The organism is Caecibacter sp. AF58-12pH5A (genome assembly GCF_027681725.1).
Lineage (GTDB): Bacteria > Bacillota > Negativicutes > Veillonellales > Megasphaeraceae > Megasphaera > Megasphaera hominis.
Genome location: NZ_JAQDBC010000003.1, coordinates 137,202 through 161,573 on the forward strand (window position 1 = coordinate 137,202; position 24,372 = coordinate 161,573).

A 24,372-nucleotide genomic window follows, 5' to 3' on the forward strand; every position below is an offset into this window, starting at 1 on the left:
AAAAAGCCGAAAATCAGGCCTTTTTCTCCTCTTCTGGTTGGCATACAGATTGCATATAAAAGAGTATGAAATAAGAGGAGAAAAGAACCTTGCTTGAACGAGATAGGAGGATCTATGATGAAAAAATTGCTGACCGGCGATGAAGCGGTTGCCAGGGGCCTGTATGAAAGCGGTGTCTCCTTTGCTTCAGCCTATCCGGGTACACCGAGTACGGAAATTTTGGAAAACACAGCCCAATACGATGAAATATACGCCGAATGGGCACCGAATGAAAAAGTCGCAGTAGAAGCGGCCATCGGTGCTTCCATGTCCGGTGTCCGTTCCTTTGCGGCCATGAAGATGGTCGGCCTCAATGTAGCAGCTGATGCTATGTTTACGTTTTCTTACTTACAAATTAACGGGGGCTTTGTCTTTGTCTCGGCCGATGATCCGGGCATGCATTCTTCCCAGGATGAACAGGATAACCGGCACTATGCCAAGGCCATGAAGATAGCCATGTTTGAACCGTCCGATTCCCAGGAATGCCTGGAAATGACAAAGGAAGCCTATCGTGTCAGTGAAACCTATGGTGTACCGGTTATGCTCCGCATGACGACGCGTATTTGCCACTCTAAGAGCCTCGAGACAGAAGGGCCGCGCCAGGACGTACCGCCTGTACCGTATGTAAAACAGCGGGAAAAAATGGACGCTGTACCGGCCATTTCCAAACAACGCCGGTACGTCATGGAAGAACGGGAACAGAAGCTAAAGGCCTATGCCGAAACGTCACCCTTCAATGTAGAAGAAATGCATGATACGAAAATCGGCATCGTTGCCGCAGGTGCTGCGTATATGTATGCCCGCGACGTCTTAGGTGATCAGGCTTCCTACTTAAAACTGGGCTTTACGTATCCCCTGCCCATGCAGAAAATCCGTGATTTTGCGGCTAAGGTAGATACGTTGTATGTCGTAGAAGAACTGGATCCGTTTATGGAAGATCAAATCCATGGGGCCGGTATTGCCTGTCATGGCCGTGATGTCATACCGGGCATTGATGAACTGAACCCGAATATCGTCGCTGTCGCCATTTTGCAGCAACAGCGCCAAGGCGTGACCATTCCTGATACGTATGTCGTACCGCGGCCGCCCGCTCTTTGTGCCGGCTGTCCGCACCGCGGCTTTTTCTATGCCTTAGGCAAACGCAAGGACACGGTCATGGTCGGCGATATTGGCTGTTATGCCTTAGGCGGGTCGGAACCGCTCAACGCTAAGGATTTGGCCGTCTGTATGGGCAGTGCTTTTTCTGTCGGCCATGGCCTGAGCCATGGTTTTCAAATGAGTGGCCAGAAAAAGCGGGTCGTTGCCTGCATGGGTGATTCGACCTTCTTCCACACGGGTATCAATTCCCTTACGGATGTTGCCTACAACCATTCCAATACGATCTGTGTCATTCTCGATAACCGCATTACAGGCATGACCGGCCATCAGCAAAATCCCGGTACGGGCTATACGCTCAAAGGGGAACCGACGACGCTGATTGATATTGAAACGGTCGTCCGGGCCTTGGGGATCCAGCATATCCGCACGGTCAACCCGCTGGATTTGCAAGCTATGAATGAAGCACTGGACTGGGCCTATGCCAGAGAAGACGAACCGTCAGTCATCATTACGCGCTGGCCTTGTATCCTGAAAAAATTCAGCCCTGCAGATAAGGAAGAGTTTGATCTCTCTATGCAGCCCTGCGTCGTCCACACGGAAACCTGTATTGGCTGCAGGAAGTGCCTGACTACAGGCTGCCCGGCCCTGCGCTTTAATACGCAGACGAAAAAATCGGAAATCGTTGCCAGTGACTGCACGGGCTGTACGCTGTGCCTGCAGGTTTGTCCTGTACAGGCCATTAGCCGGAAGGGGGACAAATGATGCGTGACGTAACCAGTATCCTGCTTGTAGGTGTTGGCGGGCAGGGAACCATTTTAGCCAGTAAAATCCTGACCATAGGCCTTATGGAACAGGGCTATGATGTAAAGATGAGTGAAGTCCATGGTATGAGCCAGCGCGGCGGCAGTGTCAGTACACAAGTGCGTTTTGGCGAAAAGGTATATTCGCCCATTATCGGTGCCGGTATGGCGGATATTCTCGTTTCCTTTGAAGAGATGGAAGCGGCGCGCTATGCCAAATTCCTCAAGCCGACTGGGAAAATGGTCGTCAATACGACGCAGATCCCGTCGCTGTCTATCTTATCCGGCGCCTGTGAGTATCCGGCCGGAATCATAGACGAATTGAAAAAACACGTGTCCGTACAGGTCGTAGATGCTACGCAGATCGCCGCCGGCCTGGGTAACCCTAAAGGGGCCAACATCGTCCTCTTAGGCGCCTTGGTCGGTGCTTTGGGACTCACGGAGATAGACTGGAAAGAGATTATTGCAAAGACAGTCAAACCGGTCTTTGTCGACGTGAATATCAAAGCCTTTGATGCTGGCCTGGCCGCCGTATGATATAATAGACCAATGTGTATATAGGCAGATGCCAGGGCCTTTTGCCTGGCATCTTTCTGTTCAAAGGAGGAAACAACACATTGGCTTTTATGGAAAACAAAGAAAATCTGGTCTGGCGCAAGGGAATACCGGGCAGGGCCAGCGAACGGTATGCCCGGGCAGCCGGTATGACGCTGGAGGAATGGCGGGAAGCTACCCGTTTTAGCGCCATTGATGTGGGCTGGATCATTATGTGTGTCGGCATGTCCTTAGGGGCAGGGATCGTGTTTTTGCCGATTCAAGTGGGCTTATCCGGACTGCCCGTCTTTTTGCTCGTGGCGCTCCTGGGCTATCCTATTGCCTATGCTCACCAAAAGTTGTATTTGGATGTCTTGGCCAAGTCGGAATTATGCGAGGACTTTGCCGGTATCATTTCCGGCTATTTGGGAAAAAACTGGGGCTTTTTCTTAGGTGCCGTCTATTTTGTCTTTACGACGATCCTGCTCTTTCTCTATTCGACGGCCCTGACTAATGACAGCTCATCCTTCCTGGTAACCTTTGGCGTAACGCAGGAGTCCCTGGCACAGAATGCCTTTTACGGCCTGGCACTCATTTCACTCATGGTCGTCATTGCTTCGCAGAGTGAAAAACTGCTCATGAAGATTTCGTCCGGTATGGTCGTGACGAAGGCCCTGGTCATTGCGGCCCTGGGACTGCTCATGGTGCAACACTGGGACCTGCTCAACATCATGGTGCCGCCGGATCTGGGCTATGTCATTAAAAATTTCATCGTTATGCTGCCCTTCATTGCCATGTCGATTGAGTTCTTCATCGCCTTAGGGCCGGCGGTCATCTATTTCCGTAAAGAGACGGAGAATAAAGTCGTAGCCCACTATCGTTCTACGCGGATTTATCAGTATGCCTATCTCTTTTTGGTGGGCCTCGTCGTCTTTTATACGGTATCCTTTAACCTGGCGATGGATCACAGTCAGGCAGTTACGGCCTATACGGCCAATATTTCCGCCTTGGCTTTGGCGGCGCAGCATATGGATGGCTCAGCCATAAAGATTTTAAATCTCGTCTTGAATATCTTTGCCGTGGTTACGGCCTTCTTTGCCATGTTCCTCTGCTTCCGCGATGCCTGCAGCGGCATGGTACTGAATCTGCTTGGCCGCGTCATGGCGCGCGAAGCCATTCCTAAAAGGCTCATTACCCACGCGACCAGTATTTGCTGCATCCTGCTTTGCTGGGGCGTCATCGCCCTGCGCATACAGGTACTTACCTTTACGCCTCTTTTAGGCGGGCTCATCGGCTTGATTGCCTGCTTCCTGCCCGTCTTTCTGGTTATAAAATTGGATATATTCAGGCAGTATCGTACGTGGAAATTGATTCCTATCGTACTCATGGGAATCATCCTCCTCGTTTCTCCGTTTATGGGGCTGCTTTGAAGGAGCGATTTAGATGGATGTCTATGCGGAATATGAAAAAAAACGCTGTACAGCCCAAGCGGCCGTACAGCTCGTAAAAGACGGGGACTGGGTCGATTACAGCCAGTGTACGTCGTACCCGACGGCCCTCGATAAGGCGCTGGCAGAACGGCGGGATGACCTGCATGATATAAAGGTACGCAACGCCATTACCTGTCATCCCGTGGCGGTACTGGAAAAGGATCCGGAAAACAAGACCTTTACGTACAACCTGCTCCATTGCTCGGCACAGGACCGTACCTACATAGATGCCGGCCGGGCTTACCATGAGCCCATGCTGTTTCGCCAGTGCGGCTCGTATTATACGCGCGGTTATGCACCTGTACAGGTAGCTATGATTACCGTCGCGCCCATGGACAGGCAGGGCAATTTTTCCTTCGGCCTGACCAATTGCTGCCAGCCGGAGCTCCTTTCCGTAGCAGAACACATTATTCTCGAGGTCAATCCGGCCATGCCCGTCGTATATGGCCTGGAGGAAGATCATATACATATTTCGGAAGTCGACTGTATCGTAGAAAGCCGGGAACCGCTCAATACATCGCCGAGCCGGGCACCGGGCGACCTGGACCGGCAAATTGCGGCGCAGATCTTCCCCTATTTGCACGACGGCATGACGCTTCAGCTGGGGATTGGCGGCATGCCCAATGCGTTAGGCGAATTGATCGCTGCGTCCGATCTCAAAGACCTGGGCATGCATACAGAGCTCATGAGCGATGGGTATCTGGCCCTGTACAAAGCCGGCAAGATTACGAACCGTAAGAAAAAGCTCCTGCGCGGTAAGGGGATCTTCTCCATTTGCCTGGGCTCTACGGAATTGTATCAGTTCCTGGACCACAGCCAGGAAGTTCTTTCGGCACCTATGCGCTACGTCAACAGCGTAGAAACAATCCGCCAGCTGGACGACTTTATTTCCATTAACGGCTGCATTGCTGTAGACCTCTATGGCCAGGTTAGCTCAGAATCGGCTGGTACGCGCCAGATCAGCGGCACCGGCGGCCAGCTGGACTTCGTTACCGGCGCCTACGCCGCCCCGCATGGAAAGGCCTTTTTGGCACTGCCCAGCAGCCGTGTCGACAAAAAAGGTGTGCGCCATTCCAACATCCTGCCGCTGTTTACGCAGGGCGATATTATTACGACGCCGCGGACGCAGGCTCCGGATATCGTCACCGAGTATGGCGTCGCCTGCCTGCCGGGACGCACGACGTGGCAGCGGGCCGAGTCACTGATCGCCATTGCGCACCCCGATTTCCGGGAAGACCTGATTCAGGCCGCAGAAAAGCAGCATATCTGGCGGCGCAGCAACAAGTGCTAGTCCGGACAAAAAACACCAAGCCCTTGGGAAAGGGACTTGGTGTTTTTGTCATGTCTTCAAATAAAGGCCACAGGTTCCTGATTGTTCATGGAATACCCGTCAGCGTGGGGATCATCTAATTCAGAAAGGGTCATGTCTTCCTGGGGCTGCAGCTGTTTTACAATGCCGCAGGGATTGCGTAAGGACAAACCCTTGCTGTGACCGGACAGGATCCAGAGAACCTTATAGCCGCCAGGCGTCACGCTCAGCGTTTCTTCGCCCTGGCCATCGGTAAAGTAAATGAGCAGGTCTGTCTTGTGCGCATTGGCATAGGCAAAGACCGGGCTGAAGGCCGTGCCGCCCCGGTACGGATGGCGTTTTTGCAGATCTCTGAGCGAACGGACGGGATAGGCTTTTTTGATCTGATCGTCACATTCGAGTACGGTGATTTTCACCTGCATGGAACGGACAATCTGCAATACCTCCTGCATGGCCTGATGGAACTCGGCATCGCTGATACTGCCGCTGACATCGAGGGCGACGATGATGCGGGCCTTGTAATGATGGAGCTCGCCACGCAGATCCAGGCGGTATGGCTGACGCCGGTTTAACCGGGCCGTCGTACGGCGGGTACCGCAAAATAAAGTGCCTGCCAGGCGGCTTAAATAGGTCTGCCAGGGCAGGGCCTTGTTCAGGCTTTTAAAGGCTGCAATGGCCCCGGCCAGGTGAGGCGAAAGAGGCCCTTGGCTGGCCGTATCCAAATACTTTTCTGTAAATTTCACTAAGACCTGCGGGTCCTGTGTATCCAGCTGTTCCCATAGATCATGGGCGTGGCGGATATCAAAGCGCGGCTCTTTATCTGCCGTTTCCGTAATGTGATCGGTCGTAGTCGTCTTGCTCCGTTCTTTCCAGTCAATGCCGCGCTGTATCTTTTCGGCATAGTCTTCCAGCGTATCATAGGGGATGAGAAAGAGGCCGTACTGGTTATTGATCCTGTCGATGGTTTCGCCATCCTCCGGTACGGGGTCCAGGTACGTATTGACAATGGCATCCATGGCCAGGTTCAGGGCCAGCTTGCTATAGTGCTGCCGCAAATCGCGGGAACGCAAGAGGTGCTGAAATACGATGTGCAGGATTTCGTGTTTGATGGAGCTGATCATTTGCTGCGGCGTTTGTTCCAGAAAAAGGAGGGGGTGAAAGTACAATACATATTGTGTGTGTTCAAAGGTAACGGCCGTAGGCGCCCGCAGGTTCCAGTCTGTTTTCTTGCCCATTTGGAAGAAAAAGTAACCGTAAAAGTTTTCTTCATCCTCCATGAGGGACAGGCTGAGCTTGCTGATAAAGGCGTAGAAAAGCTGGCTTAGCTCTTCCGGCATGGCTGCCGGGGCCTTGTCAGGCGCAGCTGTATATAGGTTTTCGTTGGCCCAGATCTGTATGGCGTCGATCAGGCGTTGGCGCATATCCATAAGCTCTGTATTCAACTTATATCACTTCTTTCGTATCTTTAAAACGCAATCGTTCGTCAACGGCTATCCGCTTCGCCCGCTTGCTGCCGTACTGATATACCAAATGCAGCTTATCAACAGGTGTCCAATGATAGATTTGATTTAAACTGCGGCAATTCATGAAATTACGGATATACTTTTCCGGCACATCCTCTTGGGCGACTATGTGCTGCAGCAGCTGCAGGATATCCTTTTCCGGTATGTACTGCTCCTTCTTCAGAACCGTACAGACGAGAATATTCAAGGAGATAAAATGCAAAATCCTGGCGGCTGACAGGTTGTGGACAAAGCGCAGGGTCCGCGCATCCGTAAGAATGGCCAGATCCTCTGCTTCCGGTGCGGCAGGGTCCAAATAGCGGAGTGCTTCAGGGCTTTGCCGGATCGCCGTCAATTGTACCTGTGTCGTCGGTTCTTTAATATACTGCAGGGCTTCCCAGCTTTTTTGGACTGCCAGCAATTGTAACTCCTCACTGGGCCGGACGGCGTAACGGATCGCCCAGGGCGATTGTTCCAGCGCCAGGCGCACCAGCGCCGCAGAGGGCTGTTTAATATAGCTCAAGTTATACCAGTTGGCCGCAATGGCCTGCCGGCAAAGGGCTTCAGGCGGATTTTTTATATATCGGATGGCTTCCGGTGCCTGGGCGACGGCCGCTTCCTGCACGTCCCGATCAGGCTCAGACAGATATTGGATCAGCAGGCCGTTGGCCCGGACCGCTGCGAGCTGCAAATCCTGCGACGGGTGATCGATATAGCGGATCATGTATGGATTATTCGCAAGCCGTTCCACTGTAATAGGTTCGTTCATAGCAACCTCGTTAAATGAAATATATTTTCAGGTACTACCATTGTACGTTCATTTTACGTGAATTTCAATGTATGGACTGACGTTTTTTTGTGTTCGTAGTATACTGGAAGAAGTAAATTGAGACGGCACATACCGGTTTGTTTTGCGTGTCCTGTATGGCCGTCAGAGGGGTGTAAACCATGCTTATTTTAGGAACACTGTTTATTATGGGCTGTTTGCTGGGCCTGACCGGCGCCGGCGGGGCTGGCATTGTCATTGCTATTTTGACGGCTGCCTTTGGTGTGCCGATCCATCTGGCCTTGGGAACGAGCCTGGGTGCTATGGCGTTTACGACGCTTTCCGGCGCTGTAAGTCACTTTCGTGAAGGCAATGTACGCGTCAGGACCGGTGTAGCTGTCGGCGCCTTCGGTGCCATCGGGTCCTTCTTAGGTGCCCATGTAGCGGCTTTGATTCCATCGTCTAACCTGCACTGGCTGACTGGCGGCATGCTCCTACTGTCGATGATACTCATGTACTTGCGCCTGTATCATCCCAATTCAGGTCCCTTTGCCCACGCGACAAAGGAAGAATTACAAGGGGGCTCCCGCTTCTGGCTCACTGCCGTCGGTGCCGGCTTGGTCGTGGGCTTTCTCTCCGGTACCTTTGGCATTGGCGCAACGCCTTTTATCCAGCTCTCCTTGCTCATCCTCTTCGATCTGCCCCTGGTCACGGCTGTTGGGACGACGATGCTGATCATCATGCCCATTGCTGTCTTTGGCGGCCTTGGCTATTTGCTCAGTGGCAATTTGGACTTTACCCTGTTTTTTCAAGTCGTAGCCGGTCTCATGACCGGTGCCTACGTAGGGGCAAAGTTTACGAACCGGATTCCCCGCAGTGTACTGAAGATCTGTATGACGAGTATTCCCGGTATTGGGGCCCTTATCCTGTTTCTCGAATGATAACCTGCTGAAAGGAGCAAGATCATGGTAAAAGTCGCACTGAAACTGGAACAGCGTACGAAACTTTCACAAATTCAGCGGCTGACGATTAAAATGCTGACGCTCCGGTCGCAAGAGCTGACGGATTTCCTCCATGAGCAGGTGGCGGAAAACCCCTTGCTGGATATCCGTTACGGCGATGTAAAGTCCCAGGCCGATGCAGGTAAGGAAAAGCCCTTAGATGCTGTCCGCAGCCGGGCCGATTCACTGGAAGAGAGTCTCCTGAAGCAGCTCCGCCTGCAGACCTTGCCCCGGCCGGTCTTGCTGGCCGCAGGGCTCGTCGTCCGTTCTCTCGATGAAAAAGGCTTTTGTACAGGCAATCTGGCTGAATTAGGGCAGGAATACGCCTTGGACGGGGCCACGATGGACAAGGGCCTGGCCGTCGTGCAGAGCCTGGATCCGCCCGGTATCGGCGCCCGTGATATCCGTGAATGCTTGTTGCTGCAGACGCGCCGCCACGGTCAGGCCCCGGCCGGAACAGAACGCTTGCTGAGCCAATATTATGAAGATTTCCTGCAGGGGAAATGGCAGAAGCTGCAGCACGAAATGGACCTTTCAGAGAAGGACTTCAAGGCCATCCGCGATTTTTTAAAGACCCTCGCCTTGCAGCCTGCCACTACGGTCGATGCGGAAACGGAGTTTATCCGTCCGGACGTAGAAATATACGAAGAGGAACCGGGAAAATTGGCTGTACGTTCCTTGGAAGAATTACCGGACGTCTTTTTTCGGGACGATTTATATAAGGAATACGAAGCCCAAGGCGACAAAAAAACGCGCACGTATATTCACCGGGCCCGCCGGGCCTTTCTGAGCCTGCAATCGGCCTTGGCCTACCGCTGGCAGTCCATTTTTCTGGTGCTTCAATGTGTGGCCCAGTATCAGTCCCAGCACTTTCTGCAGGGACTGCCCTTGCGGCCCTTGCGGCAAAAGGATGCGGCCTACATGACCGGCCTCAGCACGGCTACGGTAAGCCGCGTTTGTCATGGACGATATGTCCTCTTTTCCGGCCACGTGTACCGTCTGCAAGATTTCTTTGCCCAGGCCTACGCTTGTCAGAATGAATATGAAGACGGCGAAATCTCTGATCAGGCTATTAAGGAAAAAATACGGGACCATATTGCGGCGGAAGCGCCGGACCATCCCTGGTCCGATCAGGAACTGGCAGACTGGCTGGCGGCACAGCAGATTCATATTGCCCGGCGTACCGTAGCCAAATTCCGTCTGCAGCTGCAGATTCCCAATAGCACGATCCGGCGCCGCTTAAAAGAATAACACAAAAATCGCCCGGACTGGCACGCAGCCTGGGCGATTTTTTATATTTAGCCTTCTTCTTTTAGCAAATCCTTGGCCAGCTGGATATAGATCCGGCTGAGCGGTGCGTCGGGATTATCTTCGACGACGGTCATGCCCAGCTCTTCGCAGCGCTGAATTTCCTTGCTGCGGGGAATATCAGCAATGACAGGGAGACCGCGTTTAGCAGCAAACTCATCTACCTTTTCCCGTTCGTCTTCAATGTTGCGGCGGTTGAGGATGAGCCCCTTGACCTGGGCGTAGCCCCGGTCCTGGAAATTTTCTACAGCCCGGCTGATGTTGTTGGCCGCGTAGAGGGACATCTTTTCGCCGGACGTGACGATGAAGACTTCATTGGCGTAGCCTTCCCGGATAGGCGCCGCAAAGCCGCCGCAGACGACGTCACCTAAGACGTCGTAAATGACGACGTCCGGATTGATGCGGTCGAAGACCTCCAGGTCTTCCAGAAGGTCGAAGGTGGCGATGATGCCGCGGCCGGCACAGCCAAGGCCCGGTGTAGGCCCGCCTGTTTCGATGCAGAAGACACCGCCGAAGCCTTCGCGGCCGACGTGTTCGAAATCCGGTTCGTCATCGAATTCGCGGTAATAGTCCATGACCGGCATGACCGGTTCACCGTGCAGCAGGTTGAGGGTGGAGTCGGCCTTAGGGTCGCAGCCGATCTGGATCACTTTTTTGCCCATTAGGGCCAGGGCTGCGGAAATATTGGCTGATGTCGTCGATTTGCCAATCCCGCCTTTGCCATATATTGCAATTTTTCTCATAGTATCCTCCTTAAAATCCTTTTTCGTCCAGCCATTTCCGCGCGTCAGGGCCGACGAAGAGGGGCAGGTCGTCCCGGTAATGACGGCCCGAATAGGCTTCGTGCGGGAAGGAAAGGAATTTCTTTTCTTCGCCGGGCAGGAGCCGGGCATAAATGGGGTCGGCAATGATGCGGCGTGCTTTGCGGCATTCACGGCGAATGGCGTCTTCTGAGCAGGCCGTTTCTATTTGCGTGGTTAATGGCTCCGGCGCGTCGGCTAAGGGGCACAGGAGGCGCACGTCGTGAAGCCCATATTCGTCAGCCAGGAACTGGCGCATAGACAGGAGCTGTAAGGGCTCCCCGTTAATGAGGAGCACGTCGCACGGCGTGTCGTCGTAGACCTGTTCTACCTTCCAGGCGTCCAGTTTGGTCAGGGCCCGGTTGAGACGCGCCGGTTTCTCCCTGCCTGTAAGGCCTGTCAGATACGACGTGTTGCCGTCACGCAGGGCCTGGAGCCAGTCGGCTGTGCCCTTTTTGCCCATGGGCAGGCCGCAGACATAGGGAATGCCGTAGGCTTCCTGCATATATTGGGCCAGGTAAAAGCCCGTGGCGGAGACGACGGCGTTCACGTCTGCATTAGCTGCCTGGGCCAGTCCTTCCGGCGATTCACCCATAGCCCAGGAGCTCTGCAGGATGAAGCCGTTTTCCGTAATCAAGTTCTTTAAGGTCGTAGCGTTGCCGACGACGGAAAAATCGAGGGGCGTCAGCCCCAGGAGATTAACCCGCCGGGCCGGCTGTTGCGGTTCCTTTTGAGGTGCCTGAAGGAATTCTTTACCATACGTTAAAAAGGCTGCGCCCGCGCCGGGGAGATAGCTGTGGATGCCGTCTGTGCGGAAGCCGAAGGCGGGAATACCTGTACGGCGCGAGGCCATTTGTGCGATAGCCTTGTAGTCCGTGCCGATGGCGTTAGGCATGGGACTGCCGCCGATGGCGATGAACGTCGGTTTGCCGGCGTCGACGACTTCGGCAATGTTATCGATGAGGCGCTGGTCGTTGCCGTAGATCGTATCGGCTTCGTTGAGGCCGGAAATGTAGACCATGGCCGGCAAGTCATACCAGCGCGGTTCATCGTGTGTATTATATGTAGAGTTGCAGCCCGACGCGTCGTGCATGATGATCAGGCCGCCCAGCTCATAAAGGGCTGAGGCGATGCCGAAGACATCGACGGCATACGTCGAGAGGACCTGTTGTGCTTGTTTCAACCGTGACACCCCCAAGCTTTGATTTGGACAATGCGGCGCATATCCTTTTCTTCTTTATATGCTTCCGACGTGAGAGCGATGAGCTTCAAGAGGCCTGTATAGCCGTAGAGACCGCTGTTTTCGACGATGTTGACGAAGTAGTTGGAGTCCGTAAAGTACGCGGCCATCTGGCCGATACCGAGGACCTTGCCGTAGCGGCGCGTATCGTCCCGCGGCAGGAGGCTGCGCTTGAAGTGCATCGTCGAGCGCAGCTGCAGCTCCGGATAGTGCTCTTGGAGAAAATAGAAATCGTCCTTATCGTCAGCAAGAACCGTATCCAAATAGACGGCGTAGACGTTGAAGCCGTGCGTAAGAAGCAGCCGCGCCAGATTCAAGGGCCGCGGCGTCGCCGTGTAGTCGATGGCAATGTGCGTGTTACCGACTTCGTCGTGCAGCCGTTCTAGGGCTGCTTCGCAGCGCGCTTCATAGGCGTCCGTGTCAGGCATGGATAGCTGTAGGCAGTCTGCCGCTTCTTGCAGGTGGGTACGGATTTCGTCGTAGCAAAAGGCGTAAGGGATATATAAGGGCGTTTGCTCCAGCCGCTTTTCCATATCAAGAGCAGCCGGCCGGGCATTTTCGTGAAAATAAATGTTGGCGACTGATTCACCCATGGCTTTGTACTCGTCGTACGTCGGGCAGGCGGCAAAGTCGTGAATCGTATAGCCTGCAGCCTGCAGCATGGCGACGAGCTCACACTCCGGATCGACAGGGAAATAGTTGACGATGAAGTTGATGGCCTTCTTGCGGGGCAGCTTTTGTACGGCCCGCGTCAATTGGCGCCGGCCTAAGACGTCCGGTGAAAAACGGTGCTGCAGGGTAGGAATCATGTAGCCATCGATGAAGTCGATGTCCGGGTATTTCTTGCGCAGTGTGCCGTAGACCAGCTTCAGGTCAATATGCAGGAAATGCTGCATGCAACTCGTAAAGCCTTCGACGCAGCGTGGCCGTTCGGGCAGGTGATCGATGATGTCACTGATGCCGTCGATCATCATTTCTTCCAGGTTCCCCTTGAGAATGTTTTCGTTCGTCAGGGTCACCATGGAGAAACGGCCGGCACCGTCGGGCACCTCGTCTGCCGAGAGGACGACGCCGTGGAGGCAGCAGGCACAGCACACGTAGATTTCGTGGCACTCCGGAATAAGCATAGGCGAATGGGCGATGGTCCAGTGTCCCCGGGCCGGGGAGCTGTACTGGAGCCCGATGTGGAAGGGCTCCGGGAAGGACGCATGACCAATGTCTGTTTCCGCGCCCGCAGGACTGACCTTAGGGATGAGGACACGCGGTCTGATTTCGTTTTCGTAAATCATGAGATATCCTTTCTTTTGACAGACAAAATAAAAACAACAATTCTATCATAAAGTATATATGCCTGGTATAGTATTGGCAAGTGTACAGTGCTGCAGCCGGGCAGACAAAATCTCCTGTCACGCTGTGGCGACAGGAGATTGGCTGAAGGTTTACCTGTTATACACTTTCAAAAAATGCTTTATAGGCCAGGTAGCCGCTATAGGCATCGGCCTTGGCAACGATTTCCAGTGGGGCATGCATGCTGTGCATGGCGACGCCGCAGTCGACGACGTCACAGCCCCAGTCGGCCATGATATAGGCGATCGTACCGCCGCCGCCCTGATCGACCTTGCCGAGCTCACCTGTCTGCCAGGGTACATTGGCAGCGTTGAAGATTTGCCGTACTTTGGATAAAAATTCAGCGTTTGCATCGTTGCTGCCCGATTTGCCGCGGGCACCTGTATATTTGCACAGGCAAATGCCGTAGCCTAATTTGGCGGCATTGTTTTCTTCGTACGCATCAGCAAAGACGGGATCATAGGCTGCGCACACGTCAGCCGAAAGGACTTCACTATGGCGCAGGGCCCGGCGCAGCCAGATTTCTTCTGTGTGGCCTTGGAGTGCCAGGAGTTCAGCCGTGAAATCGAGGAAGTACGACGAGTTGACGCCAGTATTGCCGACAGAGCCGATTTCTTCCTTATCGGCAAAGAGGGCCATTTGCGTCTTGACACCTGGTTTGGCCGTCAAGATGGCAGCCAGGTTGCCGTATGAGCAAACGCGATCATCATGACCGTGGCTCATAATCATAGAACGATCGAGGCCGACGTCGCGGCTCTTAACGGCAGGAATAATTTCCAGTTCCGCACTGGCAAAGTCTTCTTCTTCAATGTTATATTTTTCTTTCAAAAGCTGCAGGATAGCCGGTTTCGTTTTTTCTTCTTCACTGTTCGTACCGACTAAGGGCATGAGCATTTCCCCTTCAATGGCTTCGCTCAGCTTCTTTTCGGCCTGTTTGCGGCCCAAATGCGGCAGGAGGTCGTTGATGAAGAGGACCGGATCGTCTGCGTCTTCGCCAATGGAAATGTCTACGCGCCGGCCGTCAGCCGTGTAGACGACGCCGATGAGGCTCAGGGGCAGGCAGACCCACTGGTATTTCAGGAGACCGCCGTAATAATGCGTTTTTAAGTAGACGATGCCATCCTTTTCGACGACAGGCATAGCCTTTACGTCCAGGCGCGGGCAATCGATGTGGGAGCCGACAATCTTCATGCCCGTTTCGATAGGATCCGTACCGATAACGGCGAGAATGACCGACTTGCCTTTTTGATTCCAATATACCTTATCGCCGGCTTTGAGGCCCGTATAGTTTTCCAGTGGCCGGAACCCCTGGGCTTCTGCCTGGCTGATGATTTCTGCAGCAGCCAGCCGTTCTGTCCGGGCTGTATCCAGGAATTGGCGGTATTTTTTGCTGTATGCTTCCATTTCTAACCGTTCTTCTTCAGAAAAACGGGACCAAACACTGTTTTCTCTGTCAAATGCTTTCATTTATATTCCTCCTTATGGTATAATTAGTCGATTAAGACCGGGCGCTTACACATGGCCCTGACGCCGCTGCAACAGGCGGCTTTACTAATATTATAATGATATAGGAAGCAAAATAAAAGGGGGAAACAGGCCATGGCCGTAGAAGATAGATTGAAAACACTGGTTGAACAATATACACCGCATATTTGTGAGCTGCGCAGAACCTTTCACAGACAGCCTGAATTATCATACGAGGAACAGGAAACCGCCCGGGTCATCGCCGCGGAATTCCGTTCCCTCGGCCTGGAAGTACACGAAGGGGTAGGCGGCATTCCCTCGGTCATTGGCATCTTACACGGTGCGCAGGGCGCCGGCCCAGCTGTCGCCTTGCGGGCGGATATGGATGCCCTGCAGATTACGGAAGCTACAGACCTTCCCTTTGCTTCTGAGCGCCCCGGGATCATGCATGCCTGCGGCCACGACGGCCATATGGCCATTCTCCTCGGCGCTGCAAGGGTCCTGGCGTCCTTGCGGCAGGAATTGGCAGGTACGGTTATCTTTATCGGCCAGCCGGCAGAAGAAAAATCACCGCACGGCGGGGCACGGGCAATTGTCGCTTCGGGCATTTTAGAAGGCGTCAAGGCCGTCTATGGCCTGCACGTCTGGCCTACCCTGCCGGTGGGCCAGGTAGGCGTTCTCAACGGGCCCGTCATGGCCGCCTCGGATCACGTAACGGTCACCCTGCACGGCCAGTCCAGCCACGCTGCGATGCCCCACCGCGGTGTCGATGCCATCGTCGCTGCTGGCCAGTTCATCATGGCGGCGCAGACCCTCATTAGCCGCCAGATTAACCCGCTCTATCCGGCCGTCCTGACCTTTGGCCGCATCGCCGGCGGCAGCCGCTATAATATCGTCGCTGATGAAGTTACGCTCGAAGGCACGTGCCGTACGTATCACGCAGAAGCCCAGGATCTCATGGAAACGAAATTAGAAGGCCTCCTGCAAGGCCTCGATGTCATGTATGGAACGCAGAGCAGGCTCCAGTACGAACGGGGTTACGGTGCCGTCTTCAATCAGCCTGACCAGGCGGACCTCGTCCGCCGTGTCGTGACCGACCGCTTTGGTGCCGGAGCCCTGGCAGCTGTCAGGGCTCCGGCCATGACAGCCGAAGACTTCTCGGGCTACCTCAAGGCCTATCCCGGCGCCTTCATCTGGCTGGGGGCGACGGCACCGGGTAAGCCCGTTTGGCCCCTTCACAACGCGCATTTTGCTGTAGATGAAGCGTGCCTGCCTTTGGGTACTGAAATGATGGCCGCCTTAGCCTTGGCAGCGCTGCGGGAATAACACTGCGTTTTTTGAAAAAAGGCATAGACAGGTTAGAAAAAAATCATAAATAAAAAAGGAAATCGCCTCTTTAGCACGAATACATATTAATAACGTGATTTTTAGGAGGCGATTTATATTATGAAAGAATATGCTAGTGATATGATACGGAACGTAGCTGTACTTTCTCATGATGGAGCCGGTAAGACGGCCGTTGTTGAATCCCTGCTTCTGGCCTGCGGCGCTGTCCCTGCTGTAGGTACAGGTAAGGATAATAAACATATCATGGATTTTGAGCCGGAAGAAATCAAACGGAATGTCACCATCCAGCTGGGCATTGCGCCGTGCGAATGGCAGGGCTATAAGCTGAATTTCCTCGATACACCGGGGTATGGTGAATTTTGTGGTGAAGTACGGGCTGCCCTGCGGGCTGCTGACGGCATCCTCATGGTCGTATCGGCCGATGCAGGCGTAGAAATGGACACGGAACGGGCCTGGGAATACGGCGTAGAATTGCAGCTGCCGCGGATGATTTATATCAATAAGATGGATACGGAAAATGCGGACTTCTTTGGCTGCCTGGAAAAAATGCGCGCCGTTTTCGGCAAATCGATCATGCCCTTGCAGATTCCTATTGGCGAAGGCAAAGACTTCCGCGGCATCATCGACGTGTGCAAGATGATCGCCTGGGAATGGAGCGATGGCAAAGTCAATGAAATCAAAGTGCCGACAGAATACGTACCGAAGGCACGGGAAGTCCGGGAAATGTGCATGGAAGCTGCCGCCGAAGGGGACGACGAACTGCTGGAAAAATACTTAAACGGCGATGAACTGACAGTGGAAGAACTGCGTCAGGGTCTGCGCCAGGGTATGCTGACAGGCCGCGTGTGCCCGGTTATGTGCGGCAGTGCTACCAACCATATCGGCACGACAGAACTCCTGGGCCGTCTCATCCGCTACATGCCGGATGCATCGCAAAAAGTCATGATGGGCACCGATAAGAAAACAGGCGACCCGGTCATGGTATATCCGAATAAGCCCTTTACAGGCTTTGTATTCAAGACACTCATCGATCCCTTTGCCGGCAAGCTGAGCTATGTCCGCATCTTCTCGGGCGAACTCAAAGAAGGGGACAAGCTCTACAACGTAACCCAGGATGCCGATGAAAAAATGGGCAAATTCTTTACCCTCGTCGGCAAAGAACAGATTCCTATCAAAGAAGCCATTGCCGGTGATATCATCGTCATTCCGAAACTGGCTCACGCTAAGACAGGCGATACCTTCGGTACGCCGGAATTCCCTGTTGAATACGATCCTATCCGCTTCCCGAATCCGCTCCACACGGTAGCGATGGTACCGGAAAAGAAAGGCGAAGACGATAAGCTCATGACGGCGCTTCTGCGTATTAGCGAAGAAGATCCGACGTGCCAGGTCGAAAAGAATGCCGAAGGCAAGCAGCTCCTCGTACGTTGCATGGGTGACGTCCATCTCGATCACATCATGAATAAGATGGAACGCAAATACGGCGTCAAAGGCGTACTGGAACCGGTATACATCCCGTATCGTGAAACCATTAACGGCGTTACGGAAGTGGAAGGCAAGCATAAAAAACAAAGTGGCGGCCACGGTCAGTACGGTCACGTCAAACTGAAGATTGAACCGCTTACAACCGGTGAAGATTTTGAATTTGTCGATGCCATTTTTGGCGGCGCCGTACCGCGCCAGTATATTCCGGCCGTCGAAAAGGGTGTAAAGGAAACGCTGGAAAAAGGCCCCATTGCCGGCTACCCCATGATCCGTGTGAAAGTGACGCTGGAAGACGGCTCATATCACCCGGTAGATTCGTCAGAAATGGCCTTCAAAGTAGCTGCGGCATTGGCTTTGAAGAAAGGTGTACCAGAAGCAAAACCGGCTATTCTCGAACCGGTATATAACGTCGATGTCATCGTACCGGAAGAATACATGGGCGATGTCATGGGCGATTTCAGTGGCCGTCGCGGCCGTATCCTCGGTATGGAACACCATCCGAGCCATAAGAACCTGATCGTTGTCAAAGCGCAGGTTCCTTTGTCGGAAATGAACGGATATGTGACGGTGCTGCGCTCTATGACCCAGGGCAAAGGAACGTTCAATATGAGCTTCTTTAACTACGAAGAAGTACCAAAGAAGACAATGGACGAAATCATTGCCGCTGCTCAGGCAGGTAAGGAAGAATAAATCCCTCCTATGGATTCCCGCCGCACCTCGTGTGTGACGGGAATTCTTTATGTGATATCAGGGATATGTATAGTATGTAGACGTATGCAGACGCAAAGAAAGGAGTTTTTTCCATGGACCTTAAACAAATGTATGCGGACAAAACAAAGACAGCCGAACAGATCGCTGCCTCTATCGAATCAGGCTGGTCCTGCAGCTCGGACATTTCCGGCGCCATCCCAACGGTGCTGGCAGATGCATTGGGGAAACGGGCCGCAGCCGGCGAAGTGAAGGATTTGGTCTACCATTCCCTCTTGGATATTACCCCCTTGGGCACGCTGGCGCCGGAAGCCTTCCCGCAGCTCACGCCGGTCAGCTGGTTTTCCGGTGGCGGCCTGCGTAAAGCCGTTAGCGAAGGCCGCTGCGATATCATGCCCTGCTACTACCGGGATGCACCGGGCCTTTTCGAACGGTACATCGAAATAGACGCCTTTTTTGCCCAAGTGTCGCCCATGGACAAGCACGGCTATTTCAGCACCTGTCTGGACGGCTCGTGCAGTGAAGCCATGATACGGAAAGCAAAACATATTTATTTGGAAGTCAACGATCAGGCGCCGCGTGTCGTCACGGCCCCGCAGATTCATATTTCCCAGGTCGATGCCCTGTGTGAAACGTCCCACCCCCTGCCCATCATGCCGCCTGCCAAAATCGACACGATCAGCCAGACCATTGGCGGCTATATTGCCGAAGAAGTACCCAATGGTGCGACCTTGCAGCTGGGGATTGGCGCCGTGCCGGAAGCGGTAGGCCTGGCCCTCAAAGATAAACGTGATTTAGGCATCCACACGGAGCTCTTTACGGACAGTATGGTAGAGCTTATCGAATGTGGCGCCGTGACGAATATGCAAAAACCCCTCCACCGGGGCAAAACCGTAGCGACACTGACCTTCGGCTCCCAGAGGATCTATGATTTTATCGATGATAACCCTATGTTCCTCATGCTGCCCGTCAACTACGTCAACGATCCGGCTATCATCGCCCAGCATCCTAACTTCATTTCCGTCAACGCCGCCATCGAAGTCGATTTCTTTGGCCAGGTCTGCTCGGAATCGGCCGGAACCCGTCATATTTCCGGTACGGGCGGCCAGGCAGATTATGTACGCGGCGCTATTTCCTCCAAAGGCGGCAAGAGCTTCATTGCTTTCCCGTCGACGGCCAAGAATGATACGATCAGCAAAATCGTGCCGACCCTGGCACCGGGCGCTATCGTTACGACGAGCAAGAACGACGTCGACTACATCGTAACGGAATACGGCGTAGCCAAACTGCGCGGCAAGACCGTGTCCCAGCGGGCGAAGGAACTGATCCGCATTGCCCATCCTAAATTCCGGGAAGAACTGACGTTTCAAGCCAAAAAGGAAAACCTGCTGATCTGATTTTTCTTGCAAAAAAAGCATGAAACACATTCTTACTTTACATTCAGAACCTTGCGTAAAACGTTTGAACAACGTATACTATAGGTATAATCTGTGAAAAACAGAACACATGTAGTGAAGCGATAGAAAGGTATGGTGAACGACGTGTCTGAATGGACAGAAATGTATCAGCAAAAACTGACAACGCCAGAAGAAGCGGTAAAACTAGTAAAAGACGGGGATTGGGTTGAATATGGCATGACCACTTCGCAGCCCGTGCTGTTAGATGCAGCCTTGGCAGCCCGTAAAGATGAATTAAAGGATATTAAAGTACGGGAAACCATGTCTCTTTTCCCGCGTAAGGTCGTAGAGTGTGATCCTATGCGTGATACCTTTACCGTGTCGAACTGGCACATGAGCGGCTATGACCGCAAGGCCTGTGCACAAGGGGCTATGAATTTCAGCCCTATGTGCTTCCGTAATCAGCCTTCTATCTACCGCGACCTGCTCGACGTAGATGTTGCCATGATTACTGTCGCCTCCATGGATGGACACGGCTATTTCAACTTCGGCCTATGCGCCGCTGCTACGGAAGCAATGGTACAAAAGGCCAAAAAAGTCATTGTAGAAGTCAATCCCAATATGCCCCGCTGTCTCGGCGGCTTGGGCGAAGCCATTCATATTTCGGACGTCGACGCCATCGTAGAAGCACCGGGTATTGCCATTCCGACGATTCCCTTTGTGGCCGGTGACGAAATTGACGCCATGATCGCCAAACCGATTGTCGAAGCCATTCCGGACGGAGCTACACTGCAACTGGGAATCGGCGGTCTGCCGAACAGTGTAGGCGCCATGATTGCCAAATCGGATCTGAAGGATCTGGGTTTCCATACGGAAATGCTCGTCGACGCCTTCTATCTCATGTATAAAGAAGGCCGCCTGACCAATAAAGCTAAACGGCTGAACCGCAATAAAGGTGTGTATTCCTTTGCTCTGGGCTCACAGGAACTGTACGACTGGATCGATGATAACCCCAGCCTGGCAGCCTTTCCTATTGATTACGTCAACGATCCGGCCGTTATCGGTCAGATGGACAATTTCATTTCGATTAACAGCTGTATCGAAGTGGATCTCTTTGGCCAGGTATCGGCAGAATCGAAGGGACCGCACCAAATCAGTGGTACCGGCGGCCAGCTGGACTTCACGGACGGGGCCTATCGTTCCCGCGGCGGCAAAGGGATCATTGCCATGCACTCGACCCACACGGATAAGAAGAGCGGCGTGACGACGTCCAATATCTGCCCGACACTGGCACAAGGCACGACCGTCACGGATCCGCGTTCCCAGACCTGCTGGATCGCCACGGAATACGGTATGGTCAACCTCATGGGCAAATCGACCTGGGAACGGGCAGAAGCCCTGATCAGCATTGCCCATCCGGATTTCCGCGATGAACTGATCAAAAAGGCGGAAGAAATGAAAATCTGGAGATACAGCAATAAGAAATAAGCACGCAGAACGATAGCCGGAGGGGGCAGACCAGATGCTGCCTCCTCTTTTCTTTTCGCCCTAAATGGCCCTGTAAGGCCTCTGTTTGCCTTGAGACGATAAAAACCTATTAAAAGGGACAAAAATTTGCTATAATATAGATAATGCGCTCGTGATCTGTGAGATAGACAGACAGGGACGTTGGTTTTATTTTTTTTATGAGGTGACATTGTGGACGAACAACAGGTTGATAAGATTTTACCGGTATGCCTGGAAGATGAAATGCAGACATCGTACATCGACTATGCGATGAGCGTTATCATTACCCGCGCCTTACCGGATGTGCGCGACGGCTTAAAGCCCGTACACCGCCGCATTTTGTACGCCATGCACGAAGCGGGCATGACGCCCAACAAGCCGTACAAGAAATCAGCACGTATCGTCGGTGAAGTACTTGGTAAATACCATCCTCATGGTGACAGCTCTGTATACGATGCAACAGTCCGTCTGGCCCAGGATTTTTCTACGCGCTATCCGCTCGTAGACGGCCACGGCAACTTTGGTTCCGTCGATGGCGACTCGGCTGCTGCTATGCGTTATACAGAAGTGCGTATGGCCAAGATTACCGGCGAAATGCTGGAAGATATCGACAAAGATACAGTGGATTTCATGCCCAACTACGACGGCTCCCTGCAGGAACCGACTGTATTGCCGGCAAAGATCCCGAACCTCCTGGTCAATGGCTCGGCCGGTATTGCCGTAGGTATGGCAACCAATATTCCGCCCCATAATTTGGGGGAAGTCATCGATGGCTGTGTACTGCTCATCGATAACCCGGATGCCAGCCTGGAAGAATTGATGACCAAAATCCAGGGACCTGATTTCCCAACGGGTGCCAAAATCATGGGCCGGGACGGTATCCTCAAAGCCTATTCGACAGGCCGGGGCAGCATCAAGATGCGTTCCTGTGCAGAAATTGAACCGATGAGCAAGGGCAAACACCGGATTGTCGTAACGGAAATCCCTTACCAGGTCAACAAAGCCCGAGTCATTGAAACGATTGCCGACCTTTCCCGCAATAAGGAAATCGACGGCATTACGGCCTTGCGTGATGAATCAGACCGTAAGGGCATGCGCATTGTCGTCGAACTGCGCGCCGATGCCAATCCGGACATCGTCCTGAACAAGCTCTATAAGCATACACAGCTTCAGGAAACCTTTGGCGTCATCATGCTGGCCCTCGTAGACGGTCATCCCCGCGTCCTGACGCTGAAACAGATTTTGCACTACTATCTGGCCCATCAGCAGGATGTCATTACGCGTCGCAGCAAATTCGAACTGGATAAGGCTTTGGCCAGAGCCCACATATTGGAAGGCCTGCTCATCGCCCTCGATCATATTGATGAAGTCATCCGGACGATCCGTGAATCGCAGACCGATGAAATTGCCAAGAATTCTCTCATGAGCCGCTTTGGTCTCAGTGAAAAGCAGTCTGTGGCCATCCTCGACATGCGTCTGCGCCGCTTGACCGGCTTGGAACGGGAAAAGATCGAAGCCGAATATAAGGAACTGGAAGAACGGATCGCTTATTTGCGCGACGTCCTGGCAGATACGCATAAAATCATGGAAATCGTAAAAACGGAATTGCTCGAAGCCAAGAGAAAATTCGCCGACAAGCGCCGTACGCAAATCGTAGCGGATACGTCTGACTTCGCTGTAGAAGACATGATTCCCGACGAACGCATGGTACTGACACTCACCCGCCGTGGTTATATCAAACGGATTAATGCCAATGTATACCATACGCAAAACAAAGGTGGCCGGGGCATTAAAGGCATGGGCACGAAGGACGAAGACGTAGTCAATCACTTGCTCTACACATCGTCCCTCAATACGGTCCTTTTCTTTACCAACCTGGGCCGTGTCTATCGTCTGAAGGCCTACGAAATTCCGGAAGCCAACAGCCGTAATTCGAAAGGCGTGGCAGCGATTAACCTCTTGCCCCTGGAAAGCGGGGAAAAGGTGAATGCCCTCATCGACCTCGATCAGGCAGATCCGTCTATGAATCTTTTCATGGCGACGGAACAGGGCCGCGTGAAGAAGACAGAATTGCAGGAATTTAAAAATGTCCGCCGTAACGGCCTCATTGCCATTTCCCTCGTAGAAGGTGACCACCTGGCCAAGGTGCGCCTGACGACAGGGGACCAGAATATCATTCTGGCCACTAAGCAGGGCATGGCCATCTGCTTTAACGAAGCCGATGTACGTCCTATGGGCCGCAATACACGCGGCGTCCGCGGCATCGATCTGGCTGCCGGTGATATGGTCATCGGTGCGGATATTCTCACGCCAGGGTGCCAGGTCCTGACAGTCAGCGAAGAAGGCTTTGGCAAACGCAATAACGTAGAAGCCTATAAGGTTCAGCTGCGGGGCGGTAAAGGCGTAAAGAACTTCAAGATTACACCGAAGACCGGTGACGTCGTAGGGGTAGAAGTAGTCCACGATAATCAGGAATTGATGCTCATTACAGGCAATGGCATCGTGATTCGTACGGATGTCGAAAGTATTGGCATCAAGAAGGGCAAGATTACATCTGGCGTCAAAATCCAGAAGCTGGAAGAAGACGACAAAGTAACGGCTCTCGATACGATTACCATTGACGGTGAAGATACAGAAGCAGAAGAGCAGCAAGACGATCTGTTCGGCAAACAATAAGACGCTCTAAAAAGGAAGGTCTCCTGGAGGCCTTCCTTTTTTATGCCACTGTACATATATATAAGGGATGTATAGGGCGTGTAAAGAAATGGCTTGACAGAGAAGCTAATCCGTAGTACTATGTAATAACCAGCTATTGCGGACGTGCAAATGAATGAATATAGTAATTTTGCTAATTCCTTTATGTGTGTCAGTGTGTTTGCTATTGTCTTTTTCTGTTTTAAAAGTTCTTCAAAAAAGTGCTTGACAGAGAAGAGAGCAAATGATATACTTCAATAGCTGTCAGGTGAGGGCAAACAAAAAGCCCTAAATGTAGTGCGCCGAGTGGACAAATGAGTTTAAAAAAACTTAAAAAACTGCTTGACAAGCCGCATGAATCCTGATAAGATATACAAGTCGCCGCAAGACGACAACGATGACCTTTGAAAACTGAACAATGTAAACATATGAAATGCCAGTGTGCGAGGTTCTATTTTATAGAACGTCAATCAAATGTAACACAAACAATAAGTAAGACAGAGCTAGATAGCTCTTCACATATCATGGAGAGTTTGA

The 24,372-nt window shown here is 52.8% G+C and carries 17 protein-coding genes; 11 read left to right on the forward strand and 6 right to left on the reverse strand.

What is annotated here, in order from left to right; genetic code table 11:
* The first annotated feature begins 114 nt into the window (after positions 1-114).
* The 4 genes from iorA to PGX44_RS02940 all read left to right on the forward strand — a co-directional run bounded on the left by iorA (position 115) and on the right by PGX44_RS02940 (position 5,252).
* Positions 115-1,899, forward strand: a complete 1,785-nt coding sequence (gene iorA / locus PGX44_RS02925; protein ID WP_498854186.1) for an indolepyruvate ferredoxin oxidoreductase subunit alpha — start codon at positions 115-117, stop codon at positions 1,897-1,899.
* Complete coding sequence (locus PGX44_RS02930) at positions 1,896-2,474, forward strand: indolepyruvate oxidoreductase subunit beta (protein ID WP_498854187.1); 579 nt, start codon at positions 1,896-1,898, stop codon at positions 2,472-2,474. Before iorA ends, PGX44_RS02930 begins: the two co-directional genes overlap by 4 nt.
* Positions 2,475-2,563: 89 nt before the next feature.
* The gene (locus PGX44_RS02935; protein ID WP_498854188.1) at positions 2,564-3,901 is read left to right on the forward strand and encodes an amino acid permease; all 1,338 of its coding nucleotides are present in this window, start codon (positions 2,564-2,566) and stop codon (positions 3,899-3,901) included.
* 13 nt (positions 3,902-3,914) lie between these two features.
* The gene (locus PGX44_RS02940) at positions 3,915-5,252 is read left to right on the forward strand and encodes an acetyl-CoA hydrolase/transferase family protein (protein ID WP_498854189.1); all 1,338 of its coding nucleotides are present in this window, start codon (positions 3,915-3,917) and stop codon (positions 5,250-5,252) included.
* Between the two features lie 56 nt (positions 5,253-5,308).
* Here the strand turns inward: PGX44_RS02940 and PGX44_RS02945 are convergent, their stop codons facing one another.
* Both PGX44_RS02945 and PGX44_RS02950 read right to left on the reverse strand, forming a co-directional pair.
* Positions 5,309-6,697, reverse strand: coding sequence for a vWA domain-containing protein (locus tag PGX44_RS02945; protein WP_498854190.1), 1,389 nt, complete (start codon positions 6,695-6,697; stop codon positions 5,309-5,311).
* 16 nt (positions 6,698-6,713) lie between these two features.
* Positions 6,714-7,541, reverse strand: a complete 828-nt coding sequence (locus PGX44_RS02950) for a hypothetical protein (RefSeq protein ID WP_498854191.1) — start codon at positions 7,539-7,541, stop codon at positions 6,714-6,716.
* Positions 7,542-7,720: 179 nt separating this feature from the next.
* On the opposite strand from PGX44_RS02950, the gene PGX44_RS02955 reads away from it, so the two are divergent.
* Together PGX44_RS02955 and rpoN are read left to right on the forward strand one after the other, a co-directional pair.
* Positions 7,721-8,479, forward strand: coding sequence for a sulfite exporter TauE/SafE family protein (locus PGX44_RS02955; RefSeq protein WP_498854192.1), 759 nt, complete (start codon positions 7,721-7,723; stop codon positions 8,477-8,479).
* 24 nt (positions 8,480-8,503) lie between these two features.
* Positions 8,504-9,790, forward strand: coding sequence for an RNA polymerase factor sigma-54 (gene rpoN, locus PGX44_RS02960; protein ID WP_498854193.1), 1,287 nt, complete (start codon positions 8,504-8,506; stop codon positions 9,788-9,790).
* A 47-nt stretch (positions 9,791-9,837) separates the two neighbouring features.
* Here the strand turns inward: rpoN and PGX44_RS02965 are convergent, their stop codons facing one another.
* From PGX44_RS02965 to PGX44_RS02980, 4 genes are all read right to left on the reverse strand, one after another.
* Complete coding sequence (locus PGX44_RS02965) at positions 9,838-10,590, reverse strand: nucleotide-binding protein (protein WP_186504451.1); 753 nt, start codon at positions 10,588-10,590, stop codon at positions 9,838-9,840.
* A 10-nt stretch (positions 10,591-10,600) separates the two neighbouring features.
* A complete protein-coding gene (locus PGX44_RS02970; protein ID WP_498854194.1) occupies positions 10,601-11,830 on the reverse strand; it encodes a nitrogenase component 1 in 1,230 nt (409 codons plus the stop codon).
* Entirely contained in the window at positions 11,827-13,176 is a 1,350-nt protein-coding gene (locus PGX44_RS02975; protein WP_498854195.1) for a nitrogenase component 1, read from the reverse strand. Before PGX44_RS02975 ends, PGX44_RS02970 begins: the two co-directional genes overlap by 4 nt.
* Before the next feature lie 157 nt (positions 13,177-13,333).
* Positions 13,334-14,701, reverse strand: a complete 1,368-nt coding sequence (locus PGX44_RS02980; protein WP_498854196.1) for an aminopeptidase — start codon at positions 14,699-14,701, stop codon at positions 13,334-13,336.
* A gap of 132 nt (positions 14,702-14,833) precedes the next feature.
* On the opposite strand from PGX44_RS02980, the gene PGX44_RS02985 reads away from it, so the two are divergent.
* The 5 genes from PGX44_RS02985 to gyrA all read left to right on the forward strand — a co-directional run bounded on the left by PGX44_RS02985 (position 14,834) and on the right by gyrA (position 23,817).
* Positions 14,834-16,024, forward strand: coding sequence for a M20 metallopeptidase family protein (locus PGX44_RS02985; RefSeq protein ID WP_498854197.1), 1,191 nt, complete (start codon positions 14,834-14,836; stop codon positions 16,022-16,024).
* 120 nt (positions 16,025-16,144) lie between these two features.
* On the forward strand, positions 16,145-18,220 hold the full coding sequence (fusA, locus tag PGX44_RS02990; protein WP_498854198.1) for an elongation factor G: 2,076 nt from the start codon (positions 16,145-16,147) through the stop codon (positions 18,218-18,220).
* Positions 18,221-18,333: 113 nt separating this feature from the next.
* Positions 18,334-19,635, forward strand: a complete 1,302-nt coding sequence (locus tag PGX44_RS02995; protein WP_498854199.1) for an acetyl-CoA hydrolase/transferase family protein — start codon at positions 18,334-18,336, stop codon at positions 19,633-19,635.
* 144 nt (positions 19,636-19,779) lie between these two features.
* On the forward strand, positions 19,780-21,123 hold the full coding sequence (locus PGX44_RS03000; RefSeq protein WP_498854200.1) for an acetyl-CoA hydrolase/transferase family protein: 1,344 nt from the start codon (positions 19,780-19,782) through the stop codon (positions 21,121-21,123).
* 210 nt (positions 21,124-21,333) lie between these two features.
* Positions 21,334-23,817: a DNA gyrase subunit A gene (gene gyrA / locus PGX44_RS03005; RefSeq protein ID WP_498854201.1), complete on the forward strand. Its 2,484-nt coding sequence runs from the start codon at positions 21,334-21,336 to the stop codon at positions 23,815-23,817.
* The last annotated feature ends 555 nt before the right edge of the window (positions 23,818-24,372 follow it).

What these genes read in the sequence shown, in the direction of transcription:
- iorA (WP_498854186.1), top strand. Translation starts at nt 115, where the DNA reads ATGATGAAAAAATTGCTGACCGGCGATGAAGCGGTTGCCAGGGGCCTG.
- PGX44_RS02930 (WP_498854187.1), top strand. Translation starts at nt 1,896, where the DNA reads ATGATGCGTGACGTAACCAGTATCCTGCTTGTAGGTGTTGGCGGGCAG.
- PGX44_RS02935 (WP_498854188.1), top strand. Translation starts at nt 2,564, where the DNA reads ATGGAAAACAAAGAAAATCTGGTCTGGCGCAAGGGAATACCGGGCAGG.
- PGX44_RS02940 (WP_498854189.1), top strand. Translation starts at nt 3,915, where the DNA reads ATGGATGTCTATGCGGAATATGAAAAAAAACGCTGTACAGCCCAAGCG.
- PGX44_RS02945 (WP_498854190.1), bottom strand. Translation starts at nt 6,697, where the DNA reads ATGGATATGCGCCAACGCCTGATCGACGCCATACAGATCTGGGCCAAC.
- PGX44_RS02950 (WP_498854191.1), bottom strand. Translation starts at nt 7,541, where the DNA reads ATGAACGAACCTATTACAGTGGAACGGCTTGCGAATAATCCATACATG.
- PGX44_RS02955 (WP_498854192.1), top strand. Translation starts at nt 7,721, where the DNA reads ATGCTTATTTTAGGAACACTGTTTATTATGGGCTGTTTGCTGGGCCTG.
- rpoN (WP_498854193.1), top strand. Translation starts at nt 8,504, where the DNA reads ATGGTAAAAGTCGCACTGAAACTGGAACAGCGTACGAAACTTTCACAA.
- PGX44_RS02965 (WP_186504451.1), bottom strand. Translation starts at nt 10,590, where the DNA reads ATGAGAAAAATTGCAATATATGGCAAAGGCGGGATTGGCAAATCGACG.
- PGX44_RS02975 (WP_498854195.1), bottom strand. Translation starts at nt 13,176, where the DNA reads ATGATTTACGAAAACGAAATCAGACCGCGTGTCCTCATCCCTAAGGTC.
- PGX44_RS02980 (WP_498854196.1), bottom strand. Translation starts at nt 14,701, where the DNA reads ATGAAAGCATTTGACAGAGAAAACAGTGTTTGGTCCCGTTTTTCTGAA.
- PGX44_RS02985 (WP_498854197.1), top strand. Translation starts at nt 14,834, where the DNA reads ATGGCCGTAGAAGATAGATTGAAAACACTGGTTGAACAATATACACCG.
- fusA (WP_498854198.1), top strand. Translation starts at nt 16,145, where the DNA reads ATGAAAGAATATGCTAGTGATATGATACGGAACGTAGCTGTACTTTCT.
- PGX44_RS02995 (WP_498854199.1), top strand. Translation starts at nt 18,334, where the DNA reads ATGGACCTTAAACAAATGTATGCGGACAAAACAAAGACAGCCGAACAG.